This window comes from Micromonospora sp. NPDC005161 (assembly GCF_053599855.1).
Genome location: NZ_JBSFYQ010000009.1, coordinates 75,500 through 91,186, shown reverse-complemented (window position 1 = coordinate 91,186; position 15,687 = coordinate 75,500). Strand labels below are relative to the sequence as shown.

17 protein-coding genes are annotated in these 15,687 nt (G+C 74.1%); 15 read left to right on the top strand and 2 right to left on the bottom strand.

All coding sequences use genetic code 11. The features are described from left to right. Positions 1-15: 15 nt before the first annotated feature. Positions 16-1,224 carry a cytochrome P450 gene (locus tag ACWD5O_RS11530; protein WP_450085224.1) on the bottom strand — a complete coding sequence of 403 codons (1,209 nt, stop codon included), beginning with the start codon at positions 1,222-1,224 and terminating at the stop codon, positions 16-18. Then, positions 1,221-2,432, bottom strand: a complete 1,212-nt coding sequence (locus tag ACWD5O_RS11525) for a cytochrome P450 (RefSeq protein ID WP_450085223.1) — start codon at positions 2,430-2,432, stop codon at positions 1,221-1,223. Before ACWD5O_RS11525 ends, ACWD5O_RS11530 begins: the two co-directional genes overlap by 4 nt. A 78-nt stretch (positions 2,433-2,510) precedes the next feature. Here ACWD5O_RS11525 and ACWD5O_RS11520 point away from each other — a divergent pair, with 78 nt between their 5' ends. Genes ACWD5O_RS11520 through ACWD5O_RS11450 form a run of 15 tightly spaced genes read left to right on the top strand, consistent with a single transcriptional unit; the run spans position 2,511 to position 15,686 of the window. After that, the gene (locus ACWD5O_RS11520) at positions 2,511-3,785 is read left to right on the top strand and encodes a cytochrome P450 (RefSeq protein ID WP_450085222.1); all 1,275 of its coding nucleotides are present in this window, start codon (positions 2,511-2,513) and stop codon (positions 3,783-3,785) included. A gap of 36 nt (positions 3,786-3,821) precedes the next feature. Next, complete coding sequence (locus ACWD5O_RS11515) at positions 3,822-4,961, top strand: steroid 3-ketoacyl-CoA thiolase (RefSeq protein WP_450085221.1); 1,140 nt, start codon at positions 3,822-3,824, stop codon at positions 4,959-4,961. Positions 4,962-4,979: 18 nt separating this feature from the next. Then, the gene (locus ACWD5O_RS11510) at positions 4,980-6,239 is read left to right on the top strand and encodes a CaiB/BaiF CoA transferase family protein (protein ID WP_450085294.1); all 1,260 of its coding nucleotides are present in this window, start codon (positions 4,980-4,982) and stop codon (positions 6,237-6,239) included. A gap of 12 nt (positions 6,240-6,251) precedes the next feature. Beyond that, complete coding sequence (gene fabG, locus ACWD5O_RS11505; RefSeq protein ID WP_450085220.1) at positions 6,252-7,004, top strand: 3-oxoacyl-[acyl-carrier-protein] reductase; 753 nt, start codon at positions 6,252-6,254, stop codon at positions 7,002-7,004. Further along, positions 7,001-7,471, top strand: a complete 471-nt coding sequence (locus tag ACWD5O_RS11500; RefSeq protein WP_450085219.1) for a hypothetical protein — start codon at positions 7,001-7,003, stop codon at positions 7,469-7,471. The genes fabG and ACWD5O_RS11500 overlap by 4 nt, the downstream gene beginning before the upstream one ends. Beyond that, positions 7,471-7,941 carry a 3-hydroxyacyl-ACP dehydratase FabZ family protein gene (locus ACWD5O_RS11495; protein WP_354965208.1) on the top strand — a complete coding sequence of 157 codons (471 nt, stop codon included), beginning with the start codon at positions 7,471-7,473 and terminating at the stop codon, positions 7,939-7,941. The genes ACWD5O_RS11500 and ACWD5O_RS11495 overlap by 1 nt, the downstream gene beginning before the upstream one ends. 21 nt (positions 7,942-7,962) lie before the next feature. Then, the gene (locus tag ACWD5O_RS11490; RefSeq protein WP_089020954.1) at positions 7,963-8,217 is read left to right on the top strand and encodes an acyl carrier protein; all 255 of its coding nucleotides are present in this window, start codon (positions 7,963-7,965) and stop codon (positions 8,215-8,217) included. 3 nt (positions 8,218-8,220) lie between these two features. Further along, positions 8,221-9,426, top strand: coding sequence for a beta-ketoacyl-[acyl-carrier-protein] synthase family protein (locus ACWD5O_RS11485; protein WP_450085218.1), 1,206 nt, complete (start codon positions 8,221-8,223; stop codon positions 9,424-9,426). Further along, positions 9,423-10,457, top strand: coding sequence for a beta-ketoacyl synthase N-terminal-like domain-containing protein (locus ACWD5O_RS11480; RefSeq protein WP_450085217.1), 1,035 nt, complete (start codon positions 9,423-9,425; stop codon positions 10,455-10,457). Before ACWD5O_RS11485 ends, ACWD5O_RS11480 begins: the two co-directional genes overlap by 4 nt. 3 nt (positions 10,458-10,460) lie before the next feature. Then, positions 10,461-11,576: a beta-ketoacyl synthase N-terminal-like domain-containing protein gene (locus ACWD5O_RS11475; protein WP_450085216.1), complete on the top strand. Its 1,116-nt coding sequence runs from the start codon at positions 10,461-10,463 to the stop codon at positions 11,574-11,576. Further along, positions 11,573-12,553 (top strand): beta-ketoacyl synthase N-terminal-like domain-containing protein, encoded by a 981-nt coding sequence (locus ACWD5O_RS11470; protein WP_450085215.1) that lies wholly within the window; start codon positions 11,573-11,575, stop codon positions 12,551-12,553. Before ACWD5O_RS11475 ends, ACWD5O_RS11470 begins: the two co-directional genes overlap by 4 nt. Beyond that, positions 12,550-13,359, top strand: coding sequence for an alpha/beta fold hydrolase (locus tag ACWD5O_RS11465; protein WP_450085214.1), 810 nt, complete (start codon positions 12,550-12,552; stop codon positions 13,357-13,359). The genes ACWD5O_RS11470 and ACWD5O_RS11465 overlap by 4 nt, the downstream gene beginning before the upstream one ends. After that, the gene (locus ACWD5O_RS11460; RefSeq protein ID WP_450085213.1) at positions 13,356-14,264 is read left to right on the top strand and encodes a thioesterase family protein; all 909 of its coding nucleotides are present in this window, start codon (positions 13,356-13,358) and stop codon (positions 14,262-14,264) included. Before ACWD5O_RS11465 ends, ACWD5O_RS11460 begins: the two co-directional genes overlap by 4 nt. Beyond that, on the top strand, positions 14,264-14,956 hold the full coding sequence (locus tag ACWD5O_RS11455; protein ID WP_450085212.1) for a DsbA family protein: 693 nt from the start codon (positions 14,264-14,266) through the stop codon (positions 14,954-14,956). The genes ACWD5O_RS11460 and ACWD5O_RS11455 overlap by 1 nt, the downstream gene beginning before the upstream one ends. Next, on the top strand, positions 14,949-15,686 hold the full coding sequence (locus tag ACWD5O_RS11450; protein WP_450085211.1) for a class II aldolase/adducin family protein: 738 nt from the start codon (positions 14,949-14,951) through the stop codon (positions 15,684-15,686). The genes ACWD5O_RS11455 and ACWD5O_RS11450 overlap by 8 nt, the downstream gene beginning before the upstream one ends. The last annotated feature ends 1 nt before the right edge of the window (position 15,687 follow it).

The window sequence follows — 15,687 nt, the reverse complement described above, 5'->3', positions numbered from 1 at the left end:
TCTGCCGACGCCGGCTCAGGCCGGGGTGACGGCGAGCGGGATCGACGCGTACGACCGGAAGAGGGCGCTGGGCTCGCGCACCGGCGGGGCGGCCAGCTCGATGCCGGCGAGCTGTCGGGCGAGCCGTTCGAAGACGACCGCTCCCTCGATCCGGGCCAGCGCGGCGCCGAGGCAGCCGCGTACGCCGCCGCCGAAGCCGACGTGCGGGTTGGGGTGGCGGCCGATGTCGACGCGACCGGGGTCGGCGAACACGTCCTCGTCGTGGTTGGCGCAGCCGAGCAGGAGGAAGACCGACCGACCGGCCCGGATCACCCGGTCGCCCACCGGGATCGGCTCCAACGCCAGCCGGGCGGTGTACTGGATCGGGGCGTCGAACCGGACGAACTCCTCGGCCGCGGTGGCGGCCAGCGACGGATCGTCGCGCAGCCGACGCCACTCGTCGGGCCGCTCGGCCAGCGCGATGCTGCCGGTGCAGACCATGTTCATGGTCGTCTCGTAGCCGGTGAAGCAGAGGAAGACGATGTTGTCGACGACCTCCTCCGTTCCCTCGGCCGGGTCCGCCACGGCGAGCATCCGGTCGAGCAGGTCGCCGTCCGGGTCGGCGTGCCGGCTGGTGAGCAGGTCGCGGACGTACCCGCGCAGCCAGGCCAGCGCCTCGTCCGCCGCCGCGCGGTCGGCCTCGGGAAGGAACGGGGTGAAGGCGCGGCCGAGTGCCGCCGCGCGGGGCCAGACCTCGGCCCGGGTCCGCGCCGCCGGCAGTCCGATGAGTTCGCAGACCACGGTGGCGGCGATCGGGAAGGCCAGCTCGGCGACGGCGTCCAGACGCCCGGTGTCCAGGGCCGGCGCGAGCAGCTCGTCGACCAGCTCGCCGACGCGGCCGGCGGTGCGCCGGGCCACGCCGGGGCTGAACGCGCGGACCATCTGCTGGTGCAGCCGGCTGTGGTCGTCCGGGTCGCGGGTGGGGATGATCCGTCGGAACACCTCGCGGGAGAGGTCCTGCGCCATCCGGAACTGCGGGTCGTCCTCCGGGAAGGTGTTGCTCAGCCGACGGTCACGCAGCAGCGCGGCCACGTCCCGGTGCCGGGTCACGCCCCAGCTCGCCGGGCCGAACCGGCACAGCGGGCCGGCCGCCCGCATCCGGGCGTACGTCGGGTACGGGTCGGCGACGACCTCGGGGGAGAGGGGGTCCATCCGCGCGGGCAGGACCCGCCCGGCGGGGCTCACCGCCGCACCGCCACGGGCACACTGGCGTACGAGCGCAGCGTCCCGCCGGTCTGCCGGCGGGCCGGTCCGGCCGGGGCCAGCGTCGGGAAGGTGCGCAGCAGGGTCTCGATGGCGACCTGCGCCTCCACCCGGGCCAGGTAGCCGCCGAGGCAGTGGTGGATGCCGCCGCCGAAGGACAGGTGCGGGTTGTCCTCGCGGGTGACGTCGAGGCGGTCCGGTGTGCCGAACCGCTCCGGGTCCCGGTTGGCGCTGCCGATCAGCAGGATCAGCACCCGCCCGGCGCGGATGGTGCGGTCGCCGACGTCGATGTCCTCCCGGACGAGCCGGGCGACGCCCTGGATCGGGGCGTCGTAGCGCAGGAACTCCTCCACCGCGCGGGGCGTTAGCGTCGGGTCCGCCCGCAGCAGGGCGAGCTGGTCGGGGTGGTCGAGCAGTGCCGCCACGCCGGTGGCGATCAGGTTGGTGGTGGTCTCGAAGCCGGCGAAGAAGGCGAAGACCGCGTTGTCCACGATCTCGTCGTGGTCGAGCACCGCGCCGTCGTCGTCCGTCGCGGCGAGCATCCGGGACAGCAGGTCGTCGCCGGGTTCGGCGCGGCGCCGGTCGAGGATCTCGCCGAGGTAGTCGCGCAGCCACTCGACGGCCCGGTCGGCGGCCGGGCGGTCGTCGTCCGGCACGATCGCGGCGAACGCCTTGCTCAGGTCCAGCGCGTACGGGCGGATGCGTTCGTGGTCCGCTGGCGGGATGCCCATCAGGGCGCAGACCACCATGACCGGCAGCGGAAAGGCCAGATCCGAGACCGCGTCGAAACGTCCGGTGCGGGTCGCCGGGGCCAGCAGGTCGGTGACCATCGCCTCGATTCTCGGGCGCAGCCGGCGCACCAGTGCGGGGCTGAACGCCTTGGCCATCAGCCGCCGCAGGCGCCCGTGCTCGGGCGGGTCGCGGTAGAGGATGATGCTGCCGAAGAAGGAGCCGGCCGCGCCGTCGCCGGCCGACATCCGGTGGTAGGCCGCCGGGAACTCGCTGCCCAGGCGTGGGTCGCGGACCAGCCGGGCGACGTCGGCGTAGCGGGTGACGCCCCAGCTGCCCGGACCCATCCGGCACAGCGGGCCGGCCGCGCGCAGCGTCACGTAGGTGGGGTAGGGGTCGGCCACCACGGCGGGGTCGCGGGCGTCGAATCTCGGCGGCATGCCGGTACGGGCCGAGGTCATGCCCGCCAGTATGCGCAATAAAAGATACGAGAAACAAGTACTTCCGAGATACGCGAAACACTATTAGGCTTCCGAGCCATGACCGAGACCGTGGTGAGCGCTGATCCCCGGATCGTCGCCATGGAGCTGCTGATGAAGGCCCCGGCCACCGTCAGCAGCCCTTACCCGCATTACCACGCGCTGCGAACCGCGGCGCCGAAGTACCGGATGGAACAGCCCGGCCAGGGCGTGGGATGGGTGCTCACCACGTACGACGACTGCCGTGCCGCGCTGCGCAACCCGTCGCTGGACAAGTCGGCGCAACGCCCCCGGATGGGCGACTCCCGCGGCCGCGAGGGCGCCCGCACCCTGCTCTTCCTCGACGGGCCGGAGCACACCCGGCTGCGCGGGCTGGTGAGCCGGGTGTTCACCCCCCGCCGCACCGAGACCCTGCGCCCTCGGCTGACCTCGTTCGTCGACGGCCTGCTCGACGACATCAGCCGCCAGGTCGGCCCCGGCGGCGGCGAGGTCGACATCGTCGGCTCGTTCGGCTTCCCGCTTCCGGTGATGGTGATCGGCGAGCTGGTCGGCGTGCCGCCGGCGGACTGGCCGCTGCTGCGCCGGCTGACCCGCGCCGCGTCCGGCGGGCTGGAGATCTTCGCACCGGAAGAGGTCCTCAAGGCATCCGACCAGGCACTCGGCGAGATGGAGGAATACTTCGCCGATCTGGTTCGCAAGCGGCGCGAGGATCCCCGCGACGACCTCGCCTCGGCCCTCGGCCAGGTCGAGATCGACGGTGACCGACTCTCGGTCGACGAGCTGATCCAGGTCATCGTGCTGCTCTTCGGCGCCGGCTTCCAGACCATGACCGACCTCATCGGCCTCGGCACGCACGCGCTGTGCCGCAACCCCGACCAGCTCCAACGGCTGCGCGCCGAGCCCGAGCTGACCCGGTCCGCCGTCGAGGAGCTGCTGCGCTTCGACTCCCCGGTGCACGTGCTGGGCCGCGCCGCGTTCGAGGACACCACCTTCGTCGACGGCACCCCGCTCGCCCGGGGTGAGCACGTGATCACCCTGATCGGCGCGGCCAACCGCGACCCGGCCCGCTACGCCGACCCGGACGTGCTCGACATCGCCCGCTTCTCCGGCGCCGAACCGCCGGAGACGCCGCTGTCGTTCGCCTGGGGGCCACACCACTGCCTCGGCGCGCAACTCGCCCGTGCCGAGGGGCAGATCGCCTTCCGCCGGCTGGTGGACCGGTTCGCGGTGATCGAGCTGGCCGACCCGGACGCCGACGAGATCGACCTCGAGTGGCGGCACAGCAGCACCTTCCGGGGCCTGGAGGAGCTGCGCGTACGGCTCGTCCCGGCCTGAGCACCCGAACCACGCGCCGACCAGGAAGGGAAGTCCATGCCGGAGGCGGTGATCGTCGAGGCGGTCCGGACGCCGATCGGCCGGCGCGAGGGTGTGCTGTCCGGCCTGAAGGCCGTGGAGCTGCTGCGGCACGTCCAGGTCGAAGTGATCCGCCGGGCCGGGATCGAACCGGGCGAGGTGGAGCAGATCATCGGCGGCTGCGTCACACAGGTGGGCGAGCAGAGCCTCAACGTCACGCGCAACGCCTGGCTCAACAGCGGCCTCGACTACGAGGTCGCGGCGAGCACGGTCGACGCCTCCTGCGGCTCCGCCCAGCAGGCCAACCACCTGATCGTGGCGCTCATCGCCGCCGGCGCCATCGACGTGGGCATCGCCTGCGGCGTGGAGTCGATGAGCCGGGTGCCCGTCGGCACCAACCTCTACCAGGGGCCCGGGCACTACAAGACCCCCGACTACCCGTACGACGACCCGCCTAAGGCGCAGTTCGGCGGCGCCGAGCGGATCGCGGCCCGGCAGGGGCTGACCCGCGCGGACGCCGACGCCTACGGGCTGCGCTCGCAGCAGCGGGCGGCCCACGCCCGCGCCGAGGGCCGCTTCGACCGGGAGATCACCCCGGTGCCGCTGCCCGACGGCACCCTGGCCGACGCCGACGAGGGCATCCGGGAGACCACCGCCGAAGGGCTGGCCGCCCTGCGGCCGGTGATCCCCGGCGGCATCCACACCGCCGGCACCATCTCCCAGATCTCCGACGGCGCGGCCGCCGTGCTCTGGATGTCCCGGGACCGCGCCGCCGCCCTCGGTCTGCGGCCCCGAGCCCGGCTGGCCCACCAGGTGGTCACCGGCGCCGACCCCTACTACCTGCTCGACGGCCCCACCGTGGCCACCCGCAAACTGCTCAAGCGGGCCGGGATGACCGTCGACGACGTCGACGACGTCGAGGTCAACGAGGCGTTCGCGTCCGTCGTGCTCTCCTGGGCCGCGCACCACGACGCCGACCTGGACCGGGTCAACGTCAACGGTGGCGCCATCTCCCTCGGGCATCCGCTGGGCAGCAGCGGCAGCCGGCTGCTGGTGACCGCCCTGCACGAGCTGGAACGCGACGGTGGCGAGGTCGCCCTGGTCACCATGTGCTGCGGCGGCTCGCTCGGCACGGCGTCGCTGCTGGTGCGGGAGTAGGCGGGCATGGACACCGACATGCGCGCCGCGCCGACGCCGCCCGCCCCCGAGACCCGCGACGCCGCGGCCTTCTACGCCGACGCCCGCCACGACCTGACCGGGCCGCTGCAGGGCGTACGGGTCCTGGACGTCACCAAGGTGTGGTCCGGCCCGGTGGCGAGCTGCGTCCTGGCCGACCTCGGCGCCGACGTGCTGCGGGTGGAGATGCCCGGCAACCGGGAGGGCCTGATGCCCCCGGACATCCCCGGCACCGGGCTGTCCTGGTTCCGGCAGAGCGTGCACCGCAACAAGCGCAGCATCGGTCTGGACCTGCGCCGCCCCGGCGCGGCCGAGGTGTTCCTGCGGCTCGTCGCCACCGCCGACGTCGTGGTGGAGAACTACAAACCCGGAACGCTGGACGCCTGGGGCGTCGGCTACCAGGCCTGTCGGGCAGTCCGACCGGACGTCGTGCTGGTCTCCGTCTCCGGCTACGGACAGTTCGGCCCGGACGCGGGACGGCCCGGCTACGACCCGACCACCCAGGCCGCCGCCGGCTGGATGGCGCTCAACGGCGAGCCCGACGGCGCACCGCTGAAAGCGCCCACCTTCCTCGCCGACGACCTCGCCGGCCTGCACGCGGTGATCGGCGCGCTGGCCGCGCTGCGCCACCGCGACCGCACCGGCGAGGGCCAGCACGTCGACGTGAGCATGCTCGACTCGCTGCTTTTCTCCAGCAACGGCTACCTCACCCTCGGCGCCACCGGCGTGCCGCTGCGCCGCTGGGGCGACCAGGCCGACTTCGTGGTGCCGGCCGGCTGTTTCCGGTGCGCCGACGGCCACGTCTACGTGGCGGTCGCCCTGGACCGCTCCTGGCGTCGGCTGGCCGAGGTGGTCGGCCGCCCCGAACTGGCCCGGGCGCCCGGGTACGCGACCAACCAGGAACGCCGCGACAACCGCGCCACGGTCAACGCGGTCGTCGCCGACTGGTGCGCCGGGCGGGGCTGCGCCGAGGTGGTCTCCACCCTCGACGCGAACGGGATCACCGCCGAGCGGGTCCGCACGTTCGCCGAAGCCGCGACCGACCCGCAGGTCCACGCCCGGGCGATGGTGCAGGAGACGGTGCTGTCCAACGGCAGCACCGCGCCGCTGACCGGGCCGGCCGTCAAGTTCTCCCGGACGCCGACCGCGGTCCGCTCCGGCGCACCGGAACCCGGCGCCGACACCGAACGGGTCCTCGACGAGATCGGCGTCGACGCGGCCACCCGGGAACGGCTGCGCGCGCAACGGGCGATCGGATGAGGAGGAGGTGACATGGCAACGGCAGGCGACGCGCCGCGCTGCGCGCTGGTGACCGGGGTGTCCCGGGGGATCGGCCGGGCGGTCGCGCTGCGGCTGGCCGCCGAGGGGTACGCGGTGGCGGGCTGCTACAGCGCGCCGAGCGAGGCCGCGGAGAAGACCCGCGCGGAGGTCGAGGCGTACGGGGTCGGGACCTGGTTCGGGCCGTGCGACGTGACCGACCCGGCCGCGGTCGACGAGTTCGTCTCGACCGCCGAGCGGCACCTCGGGCCGCTCACCGCGCTGGTCAACAACGCCGGCATCACCCGGGACCGGCCGTTGGTGCTGATGGCGCCCGACGAGTGGCACGACGTGCTCGGCACCAACCTGACCGGCACCTGGAACACCTGCCGGACCGTCGCCTTCCGCTTCCTCAAGCGACGCCGCGGGGCCATCGTCAACCTCTCCTCCGTGGCGGGTGTCAGCGGCAACACCGGGCAGGCCAACTACGCCGCCAGCAAGGCCGGCATCATCGGGCTCAGCCTGTCCCTGGCAAAGGAGGTCGCCGGGTACGGCGTACGGGTCAACGTGGTGGCGCCCGGCTTCATCGAGACCGACATGACCGCCGCGCTGCCGGGCAAGCTGCGCGACGCGGCCCTGGGGCGGATCCCGTTGGGCCGTTTCGGCGCACCCGCCGACGTCGCCGAGCTGGTCGAGTTCCTGCTCTCGGAGCGGGCCGGCTACGTCACCGGCCAGGTGATCCGGGTGGACGGGGGGATCGTGCTGTGACCGCCGCACCCACGTTCAGCGTCGGAACCCGCCCCGCCGAGATCTACCGGGCCGCGGCGGCGCCGCTGCCGGCGATCCGCTGGGTCGAGGTGTCCGCCGGCCCCCGGGGCGGGATCAGCCTGCGCGCCGGCACCACGGTCGACCCGGCCGACGTCTACCTGGGCGGGCACTTCCCGGAGCTGACCGTCTACCCGGGCGTGTTCACCCTGGAGACGATCGGGCAGGCGGTGACCGCGGCCGTCGGCTACTGCGCGGGCCGGCTGCCCCAGCTGCACCGGTTGCGCTCCGCCCGGTTCCTCGCACCGCTGCTCGCCGGGGACACGCTCACCGTCGAGGCGTCGGTCGGCCCGGTCGCCGAGGACCAGTCCTTCGAGGTCGCCGCCCGGTGCGTACGCGGCGACGGGGTCCGGGCGGCGACGGTGCGGGCGGTGTACCGCTGGCCGGCCCCGGGCGGGGAGGGCACCTGATGAGACTGGACCACGGCGAGCTGCGTGCCCTGCTGCCGCACCGGTACCCGATGCTGCTGCTCGACCGGGTCGACAGCGTCGAGCCGGGAGCGAGCCTGGAGGCGGTCAAGGCGGTCACCGGCTGCGAGCCCTGCTACCGGGGGATCGCCGAGGGGCAGGCCCCCGACCGGTACGCGTACCCCGCCTCGCTGCTGATCGAGTCGTTCGGTCAGGGCGCGGCGGTGCTCTGGCTGCTGTCCCGGGGACCGGGCACGGCCGGGCTGCCGATGTTCACCGCGGCCCGCGACTGCGTACTGCTGCGCCCGGTGTACCCGGGCGACGTGATCCGGCACCGGGTCCGGCTGGAACAGGTCGTGCACGGGGCCGCGTTCGCCTCCGGATCCAGCTGGGTCGGGACCGACCAGGTGGCGGAGTTCGGCTCGATGATGGCGGTCGTCCGACCGGCCGACGCCATCTCCGGAGCCCGATGATGAGAGGAAGAGGGAATCCCGATGAGTGAACGCGAACAGCACATGGCGGAGCTGCGGGAGATCGTGGCCGAGGTGCTCGAGTTGGAACCGGAGGAGGTCGCCGACACCGCCGACTTCGTCGAGGAGTACGAGGCGGACTCGTTGCGGGCGATCGAGATCCTGGCCCGGATCGAGAAGAGGTACCGGGTGGAGATCCCGCAGGCCGAGCTGAACGAGATGCGTAGCCTCAAGGCCGTCCACGAGGTCGTGGCGCGACACGCCGGCTGGCAGGACTGACCCGTGCACCGCGTGGTCGTCACCGGGCTCGGTCCGGTGTCCGGCATCGGCATCGGCGTCGACGAGTTCACCGCCGGGCTGCGCTCCGGCCGGTCGGCCGCCGCGCCCATCACCAGCTTCGACGCGAGCGGGTTCCCGCACCACTGGGCCGGCGAGGTGCCCGCGTTCCGACCGGAGGCGCTGCTGCGACGCCTGCGGATCGCCGACTGGGGCCGCTCGGCGCTGTTCGCCGCGGCGGCCGCCCGGCTGGCCGTGACGGACGCCGGTCTGCCTCTGCCCGCCCTCGATCCGGGGCGCGTCGGCGCGGTCGTCGGCACCACCAGCGGCGAGTCCACGGTGGTGGAGCAGCTCACCGCGGAGCTCGTCGAGGGCGGCTACCCGGCCATGTCCGTCGAGGCGCTGCGGCAGGCGCCGGCCGAGCGGTTGTCCTACGCGGTGAGTGCGGAGCTGGGGCTGGCCGGTGAGTCGGTCACCCTCACCACCGCCTGCTCGGCCAGCAACTACGCCATCGGGTACGCGTACGACCTGCTCTGCTGTGGTGAGGCGGACGTGATGGTGGCCGGCGGCGCCGACTCGGTGTGCCGTTGGGCGCACGCCGGCTTCTTCCGGCTCGGCGCGCTGACCGAGCGGGCGTGCCGACCGTTCGACCGGGACCGCTCCGGCATCCTCACCGGCGAGGGCGGCGCGGCCCTGGTGCTGGAGACCCTGGAGCACGCGCGGGCCCGGGGCGCCCGGATCTACGCCGAGGTGCTCGGTTACGGCGTCAACTGCGACGCCCACCACATGGTCGCGCCCAACGAGGAGAGCGTCGCGGCGTGCATGCGCCTGGCCCAGGACAACGCCGGGGTCAAGCCGGAGGACGTCGACTACATCAGCACGCACGGCACCGGCACGCCCGCCAACGACCTGTGTGAGGCGCGGGCGATCCGGGCGGTTTTCGGCGACCGGGTGCCCCCGGTCAGCTCGATCAAGTCGATGCTCGGTCACACCATGGGCGCGGCGAGCGGGTTCGGCGCGATCGCCACCACGCTGGGCATCCGGCACGGGTTCCTGCCCCCGACCATCAACTGGGCCAACCCCGACCCGGAGCTGTCCTGGATCGACCCGGTGCCGAACACGGCCCGGTCGGCCACCGTACGGGTGGCGCAGAACAACGGGTTCGCCTTCGGCGGCAACAACGCCATCACGATCTTCGGGGCGATCCGGTGACCGGCCTGGTGACCGGCTGGGGTGTGCTCTCCGCCGCCGGGGACTCCGTCACGGAACTGCTCGCCGCGGTGCGGGCCGACGCCGTCGTCCGCGCCGACGTCCGCGACCGCTTCGAGGAGCCGCTGCCCACGGCCGAGGCGCCGGCGATCGCCGACTTCGACGTACGCCGACTGCTCGGCCGCAAGGGCACCAGCTTCCTGGACCGGGCGACCGCGCTGGCCATGGTGGCCTGCGGACGGGCGCTGGCCGACGGGAAGCTCACCCCGGACGACGACAACCGGCACCGCGTCGGTGTGGTGCTGGGCACCACCACCGGCAGCCTGAAGTCCACCATGGACTTCTCCCGCGAGACGCTGCTGCAGGACAAGCCGTACCTGGTCAACCCGGTGCTGTTCCCGAACACGGTGATGAACTGCGCGAGCGGCCAGGCGGCGATCCGCTACGGGCTGCGCGGCGTCAACGCCACCGTGGCCGGCGGCCCACTCGCCTTCCTGTACGCGCTGCGCTACGCGCTCAACGCCCTGCGCCGGGGGTACGCCGACGCCCTGCTGGTCGGCGGGGTGGAGGAGTACACGCCGAACACGGCGTGGGCGGCGGAGCTCACCGGCACCGGCCCGGCCGGCGAGGCCGCGGCGGTCTATCTGCTGCGCCGCCCGACGCCCGGCGTCACCGTGCCATCGCGCGCGGAGGTGCTCGCGGTGGCCACCGGCTTCCAACCGGAGGGGACCGGCGACGGGCTCGCTGGCTGCGCCGGCCGTGCACTGGCCGCCGCGAAGGTCCGCCCGGCCGACGTCTGGGCGGTCGCCAGCGGTGACCTCGACGGGGACAGCCTGTCCGACGTGGTGCCGGCCACCGCGCAGCGGCTGTCGGTGCGTCCGGCGCTCGGTGACTGCCAGGCCGCCACCGGCGCGCTGGCGCTGGGCGTGCTGCTGGCCCGGTACGCCGAGGATCCCGCCACCCGCGGACGACCCGCGCTGATCACCGGCCAGTCCCGCGACGGCGCGGTCGCCGCGGCCGTGGTGCGGGGGTAGCACATGCCGGCGACCATCACCGCCAGCGCGGTCCGTTCTTGCTTCGGCGACGGCCCGGCCACCTTCGCGGCGCTGCTGCGGGGTGACTGCGGTGCCGCCCCGCTGCGGCGGACGGACCCCGCTCGGGTGGGCGTCGGGCACGGCTACCCGATAGCCGACGACCGGCCGTTCGGCCCGAGCCGCTGGCTGACCGACTGCGTGGTGGAGGCCCTCGCCGCTGCCGGCCTCGACCCGCGTCGACGGCGGGTGGTCAGCCTCATCGGCAGTGGGCTGCGCGAGTCGGCGGAGGTGGAGCGCGCGGCCCTGAGCGGGACGGTCGACTTTCCCGCCGAGCGGCTGCACTTCGCCGGCGCGGTCACCACGGCGGCGCCCGGCGTGCGGCGGGTGGTGACCCTGGCCAACGCGTGCAGCGCCGGCGGGCACGCCCTCGCCCTGGCGCAGGATCTGGTGGAGACCGGTGAGGCGGACGCCGTGCTGGTCGGCGGCACCGACGGCAGCACCGCCTCCATGCTCGCGATGATCGGTCGGGTGGCCAGCCGGCCGGCGCACCGGGTGCGGCCCTTCGACGCCGATCGGGTCGGCGTGCTGCTCGGCGACGGCGCGGCGGTCCTGGTGGTCGAGCCGGAACGTTCCGGCGCCGGCCTGGCCCGGTTGCTCGCCACCGGGCTGTCCTGCGACGCCGGGCACGAGACGGCACCCGACCCGGCCGGCATCCTGCGGGCCGTCCACGACGCTCACCGCCGTGCCGACCGTCGGCCCGACCAGGTCGATCTCGTGCTGGCGCACGGCACCGGCACCGCGCTGAACGACGAGACCGAGGCGCGCGTCGTCGCGCAGGTGTTCGCCGGCTGCGAGCCCGGGCCCCTGGTCACCGCCGTGAAGGGCGCCGTAGGCCACACGTCCGGCGGATCGGCGCTGCTCAGCGTCGCCGTCGCCATCGAGATCCTGCGTACCGGCCGGGTTCCGCCGGTGGTCGGGCTGACCCGACCGGCGTCCGAGGCGGCCGGGCTGCGGCTGGTCCGCGACGCGGCCGTCCGGGCCGACCCGCGAGTGGCGCAGGTCGACGCGTTCGGCTTCGGCGGTCTCAACGCCGTCACCCTCCTGGAGGCGCTGCGATGACCGGCCGCACCGACGCCGCACACCGCGCGCCGATCCCCACACCGACGTCGGACCGCTCCGTGCAGATGCCGCCGGACGGGTCGCCCGCCACCGACTCGGCCGGGACCGGGAACGGTCCGGATCGGCCGATCGCCGCCGTCCTCGCCGCCTCCCTGCACCTGCCCGGAGTCGACCTGCCGGACGGTGTCGCCGACGACGAGCCGGCCTGTCCTCCCGAGCGGGCCGCCGACCTGCTCGGCCGTAAAGGCCTGCTGGCCAAGGAGCCGGCCACCCGACTCGCCCTCTGCGCCGTGCACCGGGCGTTGGGCCTGCCGCCGAAGGCGCCCCGCCGGACCGGGCCGGCGGACCCGGGTACGGCCGTGGTGGTCAGTTCCAACCTGGGCAACGTCGCGACCGTCGGCGACATCGCCTGCCGCCTGCGCGACGGCGGCCCACGCGAGGTCGGGCCCCTCGAAGCGCCGAACGCCTCCAGCAACGTCATCGCCGGGGCGATCGCCATCTGGTTCCGGTTCGGAGGGCCCAACCTCACCGTCTGCTCCGGGGCCACCGCGGGCCTGGACGCGATCTGGCTGGCCGGGCTGCTGCTGCGTACCGGGCGCGCCGACCAGGTGGTGGTGGTCGGCACGGAACCGGACGACCCGCAGGCCCAGGCCCTGCACGCCGCCAGGGAGGGTGCCGTCGCCGGGCGGCCCCTGCGGGCCGGGGCGGCCTGCCTGCTGCTCGGCCCGGTCGGCGCGCCACAGCGACCTATGGCCCTGTTGGGGCCGGTCCGGGCGGGTGCCCCCACCGACGGCGCACCGCGCGCGCCCCTGGTCGACTCGACCGTCCTGGCCGGCGACCACTACGGCGCCGCGGGCGTCGTGCACACCGCGCTGGCCGTACGGCTGGGCGGCGGCGAGGCGACGAGCGCCACCGTCCGCTGCGGCGACCCCGTCGACGGTGTCCGCGAGCTGAGTGTCCTGGTGGGACCGCGATGAGCGGCACGCCACCCCCGGTCGCCGTGCACCGGCTCGCCGGCCCCGGATCCGGGGCGCCGACCGTGCTCCTCGCACACGGCATGTCCGACACCTGGCGGAGTTGGCGGCCCCTGGCGGCGCGGCTACCCAGCGGCTGGCGGCTGCTCGCGGCCGAACTGCCGTGGAAGGCTGGCACCGACCACCACTGGCGGCGTCGGGGCACCCCGGGGTCCTGGCTGGCCGCCGCCGTACGCGCCATGGCCACGCCACCCGACGTCGTGATCGGGCACTCGCTCGGCGCGAACGCGGTGCTGGAGATGGTGGCCACCGAACCGGACGTCGCACCCCGCGGCGCGATGCTCATCGCGCCGTTCTACTGCCCGCCCGACCTGCCGATCACCTGGGCTGTGCACGAGCGGGCGCAGGCCAACTTCGTGCAGATCATCGACGAGGGGCTGCGCAACCGCCTCGGCCCCCGGCTGGCCGATCTGGACGCGGAGACCCTGGCCGCCATGCGGGACATCATGGTGGAGCGGATCGGGCCGGTCGGCTTCACGACGCTGTTCGACCACTTCACCGCGACCGCCCACCTGCCGCTGCACGCGGTGACCGTGCCGACCATGGTGCTCACCGGCGGCCGGGACCCCGGCCTCGACGGCCCACGCGTCGGCGCGCTACGGGCCCAACTGCCCGACGCGCACGTCGTCGTCGAGTCCGACTTTCACCACTTCTGTCATCTCGACCGGGCGGCCGAGGTGGCCCGACACGTCGCGGGCTTCGTCGAGAAGGTCTGCCCCGACCCCGCGATCCGAGGAGGTACGCCGTGACCACGGCGGTTGAGAACGCATCCGTGACACTGTCCGCCCGGCCCGGTTTCGAGGGCGCGAACATCCGCACCTGGATCGGGTTCAAACACTTCGCGTACCTGGTGGAGCAGGGCGTCCTGCAGTGGCTCCGGGAACACGGGCACGGCCCGGGCCGGCTCTACCACGAACACGGGGTGGGGTTGTCGATCCGGGACTGCTCGCTGCTGCTGCCCGCCGTGCTCGACGTCGACGACGAGGCGACGGTGGTGACGACCCCCGGCGCCAATGGCCGGTTCGCGGTCCGGATGAACGTCCGCCGCGACGCCGACGTCACCGTGTGCCGGGCCCGGGTGCGGGTCGCCCTGGTCCGGGAGGCGGACGTACCGCAGGCGGCGCCCCTGCCGGCGGAACTGGCCGGCCTCGCCGAGGAGCCGACCGCCGGTGAGCCGGGCGTCCCCGCCGGCGCGGACCCGGCCGCGACCCTGCTCGCCGCCGGCGCGGGATTCGTGTGGCCCTGGCGGGTGCCCTACTTCTACTGCCAGTACTCCCAGCGCGTGCAGCACTCCGGGTACGTCCGGCTGCTCGAGGAGGTGGTCGACCGCTACCTCGCCGACCGGGGCGTGTCGGTGGGTCGGATGCTGCGCGAGCGGGGCTGGATCCCGGTGGTCTCCCGGGCACGGATCGAGGTGCTCGGCGACGCCCACCTCGACGAGCCCATGTGGATCACCTTCACCGTCACCGACGTGCTCAAGGACGTCACGTACGACGCGCGGATGGACTGTCACGTCCTGCGCGAGGGACGCCTGGTCCGGGTGGCGACCGCCAGCATCCTGCACGGGTACGCCGTCAGCCGGGGGCCGGAGGCGGGCCGGCTGGCCACCCTCGACCCGGACACCGTCGCGGCCCTCACCAGCGGAGGTCGGTGATGGCCGCCAAGCGACCCCGACTGTACTTCTCCTTCCGCAGCCCGTACAGCTGGCTGGCGGTGGAGCGGCTGACCCGGACACTGGGCCGACCGCAGGAGGTGCTGGAGTTCGTCCCCTACTGGGACCCGGACGAGCGCACCGAGGCGGCGCTCAGAGCCCGCGGCGGCGCCTTCCACTACGTGCAGATGAGCAAGCCGAAGCACCTTTACCTGCTCCAGGACGCCAAGCGGCAGGCCCAGCGGCTGGACCTGCCGATGCGCTGGCCGATCGACATCGACCCCTGGTGGGAGGTGCCGCACCTGGGCTGGCTGGCCGCGCGGGAGCGGGGGGCGGGGGAGGCGTTCTACCGGGAGGTCATCGCCGCCCGCTGGCAACGGGGCGAGGACGTGTGCACACCAGAGGTGATCTCCCGGGTCGCCGAGCGGGCCGGGGTGGACCCGGCGGTGGTGCTCGGCGCGGTCGAGGACTCCACGGTCCGGTCCGCCGGGGTGGACTGCCTGCTGCGGGCCTACGAGGAGGACATCTTCGGCATTCCCTACCTGCGGCTGGGCCCGCACCGGTTCTGGGGAGTGGACCGGGTGGACGACTTCCTCACCGCGTACGCCCAGCGGACCGGCACACCGGTCACGCCGCCGGCGGTGCCGGCGGGAGTGGGCGGCTACGACACCGACACCGGAGGCGGCTGTGGCTGAGCGAAGAGATCCGGAGCAGGAGCGGGCCCACCGCCGCCGGCAGTTGATCCTGACGTTGCGTGCCTTCGCCCTGGCCGGGTTCGACGAGGGCGCCGGTGGCCACGTCACCGCCCGGGACCCGATCGAGCCGGACACCTTCTGGATCAACCCGTTCGGCCGGCACTTCGGGCACGTCCGCGACGACGACCTGCTGCGGGTCGACCACACGGGGGACGTGGTCGACGGCACGGGCCGGATCAACCCCGCCGGGTACGCCATCCACTCGGCCATCCACAAGGCACGCCCGGACGTGGTGGCCGCCGCCCACACCCACTCGATCCACGGTCGGGCGTTCTCGGCGCTGGGTCGGCCGCTCGCCCCGATCACCCAGGACGCCTGCGCCTTCTTCGAGGACCACGAGGTCCACGACGAGTACGGCGGGGTGGTCCTCGACGGCGCGGAAGGCGACCGGATCGCGGCGACGCTGGGCACCGGCAAGGCGGTCATCCTGCGCAACCACGGCCTGCTCACGGTCGGCGGTTCGGTGGCCGAGGCCGCCTGGTGGTTCCTGGCGATGGACCGCTGCTGCCAGGTGCAGCTGCTTGCCCAGGCGGCCGGTGAGCTGGTGGTGATTCCCGCCGATGCGGCCCGAGCCGCCCGGGCGGACATCGGCACCCCGCAGATCGCCCGACTGAACTTCCGGCCGGTCGCGGAGCACGTCCTGGCCCTCAGCTCCGACCTCACGGACTGAA